The organism is uncultured Mucilaginibacter sp., from assembly GCF_903893715.1.
In the GTDB taxonomy this organism is placed as follows: domain Bacteria; phylum Bacteroidota; class Bacteroidia; order Sphingobacteriales; family Sphingobacteriaceae; genus Mucilaginibacter.
In genome coordinates, this window is record NZ_CAITNG010000041.1 from 1 (window position 1) to 6,209 (window position 6,209).

Consider the following 6,209-nt stretch of genomic DNA (forward strand, 5'->3'; position numbering starts at 1 on the left):
AATGTTCACGTCAATGGCACCCTTGGTCATCGAGTTGCGCAAAACATTTTGGAAAATGAGCTTACGGTCATCAGCAGGATAATCCATCATCAAATCGTACCCTTGTTTCAATTGGCTTGAGTCGGGCAATAGTTCAAAATAGCGACAAATATCGCTGCCGGGTTCAAAAGGTTGTGCTTTCAATGCTTCAAACTGCTCGTCAACCAGCCGTTTTACCAGGTTAAGGTAGGCGCATATCCGCTTTACGCGATGTTCGGTGCCGCTTTTTGGAATGGGCACGTAGGTTTCATTGTTTTGTTCGGTGTGTAATTTGCGCATCCGTTCAACCAACTCATCGTCAACTATCGACATAACCGAAGCGATGCCGTAACGCGCTACTTTTAAAGGGGTATCAACCGAATACCCTAAGCCTAATACAGGTATATGAAATTTATGGGCCATATAATTACAAATGATAAATGCCAAAGCTAGGTATCTTGCAGGCCTTAAAACCTGACGGGCGTCACATTTTCAAGGTATGTTCATCATAGTATCCTTTAATCGCCGGTTAGCGACTTTATTTTTTTGCGTTTTTGCTTTGTTTGACGGGGGTCATATTATTTGCTGACCATCATCATTAGCCATGCCGCCACCCATGCCCAACTTTACAGCGCTAAAACTTTACAACAATGCAAACACAAACACTACAAGAAGAATTATTGCTCGAGAGCGAGTTACAAGATCTTTACAAGCAAAGCCGGCACTGGCTAAGCGACATCCAATTTGTTGAAGACGAGATCAGGTTTTTTAAAGACATCTCAAACACCTATCTGGTACCTTATATCGACAGGGAATTGCTCGATAAAGTAAAAAACTTCACCAAAGCCGTTTTTGGCCAGGAGTCCAACATAATGGATTTAAAAAGAAGTATCCCCGAATTTTTAAAATTCGTTGCACCCTATGTAACCGACACCGAAAAAAAGATGGGCATCGTTTTACTGGAAACTTTTAACGACCTGCAAAGCCGCGTAACCGATTTGCTCGACACCGTAAGAGAAGAGAAAAAACAATTATTTTTGATTTTGGAAGATGCCATGCAGGTTTAACTTGGTAAAATACAAATAGCATCAAATTGGGTTTATCGAAAATATGGCACGATATTTTAGATAAACCCAATTTTAGCTTACATGCTTTTTGCGTATTATTAATTTTACAGCTTCGTACCAAATTACAAAAACGAAGCCAATCACAACACTTATAAACAGTTGTTGTGCATTCAATGCTTCAAACAGAAAGAAGCGCGCTAATGGCTTTATATACAATAACATGCCCGTAATAACCAATGTAATACTGATCATTAAAAGCACGAGGTTGTTTTTGTATTGTATGGTAGTAAGCACTGAATAATAAAACGACCTGTTAATTAGTGTCAAAAATATATTGGCCGCGATTAACACGGTAAAGACCATAGCTCTTGTAAGTGCCTCGTCATACCCCTCATGTACAGCGTATTGATAGGCTATCAAACTTCCTGCAGTTATTGCCAAGCCCTGTACAACACTTACAGTCAGCTCCTTCCAATTGAAAAAAGTGGTCGTAAAAAGCCTTGGTTTTTGCAGCATGGTGTTTTGCTCCATTGGCTCATTCTCATAAATAATAGAGCAAGTGGGGCCCATCACAAGTTCTAAGAAAATAATATGGACAGGCGAAAAAATGTTAGGGTATATCCACCCCAAGGCCAAGGGAATAAACACCGTCAGGATAATCGGGATGTGTATGGATATAACATACCGGATAGCCTTTTTTAGATTGTCGTATATCCTTCTCCCCATTGCAACAGCATCCACCATTTTCGATAAGTCGTCCTCTAATAATATAAGCGATGCGGCCTGCTTGGCTATTTCGCTCCCCTTTTGGCCCATTGCTATACCAATATGTGCCGCTTTAAGTGCCGGCCCGTCGTTTACCCCGTCCCCCGTCATAGCAACTATTTCATCATTGGCCTTCAGTGCATTTATTATTTTCAGTTTGGCATCAGGGAACATCCTGGTAAATACATTAGTATGCATCACCTTTTTTTTCAACGCCGCATCGCTCAGATTCATCAGTTCTGCGCCGGAAATGGATTGATCACTTCCCTCGAAATTTATTTGTTTCGCAATGGCAGCAGTGGTGAGAGCGCTGTCGCCTGTAATAATTTTAACCTCAATCCCAGCTTTATAAAAGCCTTGCAACACCGATTGAATGTTGGCCTTTGGCGGATCATAAAATGCGATGATGCCTTTAAAGTTAAATTTAAATTCCTGCTGAGTTGATGGGAAAGCCATTCCTTTAAATATTGTTTCACCTACACCCAGTATGCGATAACCATTGGTTGCCAGGGTATTAATCGTTGCCTCTACCTGTCGTTTTTGTTGCGAAGTCAGGTCCGATACGCTCATTAAGGCTTCCGGTGCGCCTTTAGCGGCGATAATGCGGTCTCCTTCTTTGTTTTCAAACAAGTGGGTCATCATGGGCGGTTTCCCGCTTAAAGGGTATTCATGCACCATTTTATATAGCGGGCGCTCGTCGTTTACAGTTAAGTCGGCGTAAACCGTGTGCAGCGCTACCTCCATCGGGTCGAAGGGGATAGGTTCGCTTGCCCACATAGCCAGCCTGATGAGTTCCTTTTCGTCATCCCTTAATGCACCATCCGCATCCGATATTTTGTCATCGGCAAGCACGTACAATTTTACCAGGCTCATTTTATTTTCAGTTAGCGTGCCTGTCTTATCGGTACAGATTACAGTAGCACTGCCCAAAGTTTCAACTGTTTTCATTTGTTTTACAACGACTCCCATTTTCATTAAACGCCATGCTCCAAGGGCCATAAATGTGGTAAAGGCAACAGGTATCTCTTCGGGCAGGATGCTCATGGCTAGCGTAAGCGCTTTTAAAAGGCTATCTAAGATATGGTGCGAATGCGTATAATTTATTATCCAAACAACAATGAAAACTACAGCGCCCGCGATCACCATTTTTTTTACAAAATTGTTGATTTGTTGTTCTAAGGGTGTTTTCTCTTCTACAATGCTTTCGAGGCTTTTGCCTATTTTGCCCAATTTTGTTTGGTTGCCGATTGCTGTAACGGTGGCTATAGCTAGTCCGCTTGCTACCGATGTGCCCATAAATATTAAGTTGTTATTCTGCCTTTTGTCTTTATAAACCGATAACGACTCTCCCGTGAGTATCGACTCATTCACCGAAAAATCGTTCGAGTGTACTATCGTTCCGTCTGCGGCAATCGAACAGCCCTCTTCAACCATCAAACTATCTCCAATCACCAGGTCTTCGGTTTTTATGCTTTGGGTTTTCCCGTCGCGGATAACTGTACAATTTGGCTTTGTAAAATCTTTCAGTTTTTCTAAAGCATTTCGGCTTTTTGAGTCCTGATGTAATGAGATGGCCGCGACAAGTACAATTGCCGACGAAAGGAATATGCCATCACCCGTTTTTCCGCTTACAAAATATATGAACGATGCTACTAATAGCAGGATTACCATAGGTTCTTTCGCTAAACCCTTTATGGCATCAACCAAACCGTAATTTTTTTTGTACGATAGACTGTTGCTACCATATTGCGTGCGGGCAGCAAGCACCTGACTGTCAGTTAAACCTTTAATATTAAAATTGTTATTGGGCATGGCTTTGTTTATTGCAAATCGCCACCTATAATAAGAGAGATCTTCTTACAGGCAAAAATGAATAAGTTACCCACGACGACTATGTAAAAAAATTAGAAGTATCGCGGTGAGCAAAGCTATATCATTAGTAATTGGAAAAAATGATGCATGTCATTTTTTATATTGTTCAGTGTCAAACATGGGAAGTATAGCATCAGCTATTTTTGGAAAAAAGAAAACAAGGGTTTATTTAGCAAACCATAATAAAAATTAGGATCATGACCGATATTAACTACATACCCGCCGAAGAGGCATTGAAAATTGTAAAACCCGGCGATAGGGTGTATATACATGGTGGCGCCGCCACACCGGTTTGGCTGGTAGAGGCTTTGCAAAACAGGCACCACGAATTGTACGATGTGGAACTGGTTAGCATTACTACCTTGGGCAAAGTTAACTTCGACAGGCCCGAGCACCGCAAATCGTTTTTTGTGAACTCGTTGTTTGTATCGAAGGCCACAAGGTCGGTAGCCAATAGCGACGATGGCGACTATGTACCCATATTTTTAAGCCAGATACCGCTGCTTTTCCGCAGGGGAATTTTGCCTTTGGATGTGGCGCTTATACAAGTTTCGCCACCCGATGCACACGGTTTTTGCTCATTGGGTACATCGGTGGATATTGCACGTGCAGCTGTAGATACCGCAAAATACGTTATTGCGCAGGTTAACCCCCTGATGCCGCGTACACATGGACAGGGCTTTGTGCATATGTCAAAAATAAATGCGATGGTATGGCATAAAGACGAACTGCCGGAAGTGAACTATGGCAACGACGTGACCCCGGTGATTGAAAAAATTGGCTACAATGTAGCATCCTTGGTTGAAGATGGCGCTACCCTGCAATTGGGTATTGGCAGCATACCCGACCAGGTGCTTAAAAACCTAACAAACCATAAAAACCTCGGGCTGCATAGCGAAATGTTTTCTGATGGCGTTATTCCGCTCATCGAAAGCGGCGTTATTGACAACAGCCTCAAAAAGATAAATGTTGGCCGTTCGGTAACGGCTTTCCTGACCGGGACCCGCAAATTGTACGATTTTGTAAACGATAACCCCGGCGTCAGGGTAATGGAAATCAACTATGTAAACGATACGGCCATCATCCGTAAAAACCCTAAAGTTGCGGCCATCAACAGCGCCATCGAAATCGACCTGACCGGCCAGGTATGTTCCGACTCTATCGGTACCTATCAATTCTCGGGCATTGGTGGCCAAATGGATTTTATACACGGTGCGTCATTGTCCGAAGGTGGCAAGCCCATCATCGCCCTTCCATCGCAAACCAATAAAGGCATTAGCCGCATTGTTCCTTTTTTAAAGGAAGGGGCAGGTGTGGTAACCACGCGCGGGCACGTGCATTGGGTGGTTACAGAGTATGGTATAGTAAACTTGTTTGGCAAAAGCTTAAAACAAAGGGCAAAGGCATTGATCAATCTTGCGCATCCGGATCATCGCGAAACGCTTGAACGTGCATTTTATAACCGATTTGAAAAAGTATAAAAAAATGTAGAACATGAAAACCATCTTAGTAATGACCGACTTTTCGGTTAGGGCAGAGCATGCCGCTCATTATGCGTTAAAACTTGCGCAAAAAGTGAAAGCTAATTTATTATTGTGCAACGTTTTTTTGGGTACGGTGCACGAGCCGGCAACTGCTACGCCGATCAGCTCGTACCCCGATGATTACAGGACCTACGAAGAGGGCGCTATTGCCGAGATGGCTGAACTTGCGGCGCGGTTGAACCGCCAGCTCAACGTGGATGTTGCTGAAGGTGCCTTTAGGCCTGCAATAAGATATTGCTGCAAAGGTGGCCCCATGATTGACGCCATTAACGATATAGCTTTGACCAACCATGTATTGATGGCTGTGATAGGTACGCATCACGAGGGTGGTTTAACTTCGGTGTTGCTCGGCAATCATACCAGTCAGGTAATTGATGGTGCAAATTGCCCTGTTTTGGTGGTGCCCTATCAAACATTTTTTAAAGACATCAAGAAAATGGCCTTTGCCACTGATCTGGGCCAAACCGGAGTGGAAGTATTGCATTGCCTGGCGGGTCTGGCCAAACACTTTGATGCCGAAATTTTGATAACCCACGTTGCCGAAGAAAATGGCACAGACTATGATAATCAACATTTGGTGAAACATTTTTTTAACCGGGTTGCTGCCAAAACAAATTATCCCGAAGTATATTATCAGGCCATAAAAAGCAACAGCGTTACCAACGGCCTCGATTGGCTGACCGAACATACTGATGTGGATATGTTGGTACTTATTCATCACAAACGTAATTTTATCCAAAAAATATTCGAGCGCAGCGTTACACAAAAAATGGCGGCCAATTTGCTTAAACCTATGCTGGTCTTCCCGTCGATGGAGATACTGGAGGCGCTCCCTGTTTTTTGACCACCCGACGGGTAACTTACAAAAAACGCCCGCAGTTATGAATACAACTGCGGGCGTAACTAACAACTCACACAATCAGGTTTTAAATATCGGGTAATA

Annotated in this window: 4 protein-coding genes and 1 pseudogene; 3 read left to right on the top strand and 2 right to left on the bottom strand. The window is 43.1% G+C overall.

What is annotated here, in order from left to right; translation table 11 throughout:
- Positions 1-441: pseudogene (locus QZX97_RS05545) on the bottom strand (hypothetical protein); the annotation flags it as partial.
- Positions 442-668: 227 nt separating this feature from the next.
- On the opposite strand from QZX97_RS05545, the gene QZX97_RS05550 reads away from it, so the two are divergent.
- Positions 669-1,085 (top strand): hypothetical protein, encoded by a 417-nt coding sequence (locus QZX97_RS05550; protein ID WP_295654711.1) that lies wholly within the window; start codon positions 669-671, stop codon positions 1,083-1,085.
- Between the two features lie 72 nt (positions 1,086-1,157).
- On the opposite strand, the gene QZX97_RS05555 is transcribed toward QZX97_RS05550, so the two are convergent.
- Positions 1,158-3,662: a cation-translocating P-type ATPase gene (locus QZX97_RS05555; RefSeq protein WP_295664446.1), complete on the bottom strand. Its 2,505-nt coding sequence runs from the start codon at positions 3,660-3,662 to the stop codon at positions 1,158-1,160.
- A gap of 257 nt (positions 3,663-3,919) precedes the next feature.
- Between QZX97_RS05555 and QZX97_RS05560 the strand changes: the two genes are divergently transcribed.
- Both QZX97_RS05560 and QZX97_RS05565 read left to right on the top strand, forming a co-directional pair.
- Positions 3,920-5,203 (top strand): acetyl-CoA hydrolase/transferase C-terminal domain-containing protein, encoded by a 1,284-nt coding sequence (locus tag QZX97_RS05560; protein ID WP_295664448.1) that lies wholly within the window; start codon positions 3,920-3,922, stop codon positions 5,201-5,203.
- A gap of 13 nt (positions 5,204-5,216) precedes the next feature.
- Positions 5,217-6,110, top strand: a complete 894-nt coding sequence (locus QZX97_RS05565) for a universal stress protein (RefSeq protein WP_295664451.1) — start codon at positions 5,217-5,219, stop codon at positions 6,108-6,110.
- Positions 6,111-6,209: the final 99 nt, after the last annotated feature.

Coding starts and splice junctions, on each gene's coding strand:
- QZX97_RS05550 (WP_295654711.1), top strand. CDS start 669: ATGCAAACACAAACACTACAAGAAGAATTATTGCTCGAGAGCGAGTTA.
- QZX97_RS05555 (WP_295664446.1), bottom strand. CDS start 3,662: ATGCCCAATAACAATTTTAATATTAAAGGTTTAACTGACAGTCAGGTG.
- QZX97_RS05560 (WP_295664448.1), top strand. CDS start 3,920: ATGACCGATATTAACTACATACCCGCCGAAGAGGCATTGAAAATTGTA.
- QZX97_RS05565 (WP_295664451.1), top strand. CDS start 5,217: ATGAAAACCATCTTAGTAATGACCGACTTTTCGGTTAGGGCAGAGCAT.